Genomic DNA, 1,574 nt, shown 5'->3' with positions numbered 1-1,574 from the left:
CAAACTGTCATGCTGAGCCTGTCGAAGCATCATTATGAAAGTTTGATCTGCACTATTATCGTCCTCGTTTGCAACGAGGATGCTTGTGGATAGCGTTTACAACGCTAATTGGAGTCTTTTTGTTAAGGGAGCTCGTGTCCTTAGCCAGGACTTGGCTTCAAACTTTTTCTTGATAAAAAGTTTGGCAAAAATCAAGGCTGGCATAGGCTGCTATCTTCTCTTGAAAATTCCGGAACAAAACTAACTCGCTGCGCTCAGACAGAGTTTTCTTCTTGCTGAATTTACTACGCTACGATTTACGCAGCAAATGCCTAGGCCTTCTTCTTAGCAAAGCAAATCTTTTTGTTGTGTAGCTACCTATCCAAACTGTCATGCTGAGCCTGTCGAAGCATCATTATGAAAGTTTGATCTGCACTATTATCGTCCTCGTTTGCAACGAGGATGCTTGTGGATAGCGTTTACAACGCTAATTGGAGTCTTTTTGTTAAGGGAGCTCGTGTCCTTAGCCAGGACTTGGCTTCAAACTTTTTCTTGATAAAAAGTTTGGCAAAAATCAAGGCTGGCATAGGCTGCTATCTTCTCTTGAAAATTCCGGAACAAAACTAACTCGCTGCGCTCAGACAGAGTTTTGTTCTTGCGAAATTTACTACGCTACGATTTACGCAGCAAATGCCTAGGCCTTCTTCTTAGCAAAGCAAATCTTTTTGTTTTGCAGCTACCTATCCAAACTGTCATGCTGAGCCTGTCGAAGCATCATTATAAAAGTTTGATCTGCACTATTATCGTCCTCGTTTGCAACGAGGATGCTTGTGTATAGCGTTTGCAACGCTAATTGGAGTCTTATTGTTAAGGCAGCGCGTGTCCTTAGCCAGGACTTGGCTTCAAACTTTTTCTTGATAAAAAGTTTGACAAAAATCAAGGCTGGATTCTTAGCAAAGAAAATCTTTTTGTTGTGTAGCTACCTATCCAAACTGTCATGCTGAGCCTGTCGAAGCATCATTATGAAAGTTTGATCTGCACTATTATCGTCCTCGTTTGCAACGAGGATGCTGGAGAATAGCGTTTGCAACGCTGATTAAAGCCTTTTTATTAATTATAGTGCGTGTCCTTAGCCAGGACTTGGCTTCAAACTTTTTCTTGATAAAAAGTTTGGCAAAAATCAAGGCTGGCATAGGCTGCTATCTTCTCTTGAAAATTCCGGAACAAAACTAACTCGCTGCGCTCAGACAGAGTTTTCTTCTTGCGGAATTTACTACGCTACGATTTACGCAGCAAATGCCTAGGCCTTCTTCTTAGCAAAGCAAATCTTTTTGTTGTGTAGCTACCTATCCAAACTGTCATGCTGAGCCTGTCGAAGCATTATTTGGAAATATACCTTTACATTTCTGTTTATACGCCCCCGCTGGGTCGGTTTTATAAATTATCTTTTTTCTATAAAGATGTTACCCCTCTGGGGTAATGATTTAAATGTGTTGATTGTTATTTAGGTAAGGCTTTTTAAGGAATTCAATCCGGAGGATTGACATATGTATAGCCTAGCAAAATCGAAAAAAAGACGCCCCCGATGGGGTCGA

Origin of the sequence: Sphingobacterium sp. MYb382 (assembly GCF_037572665.1) — a bacterium.
GTDB lineage: Bacteria > Bacteroidota > Bacteroidia > Sphingobacteriales > Sphingobacteriaceae > Sphingobacterium.
This window is presented reverse-complemented; position numbering follows the sequence as displayed.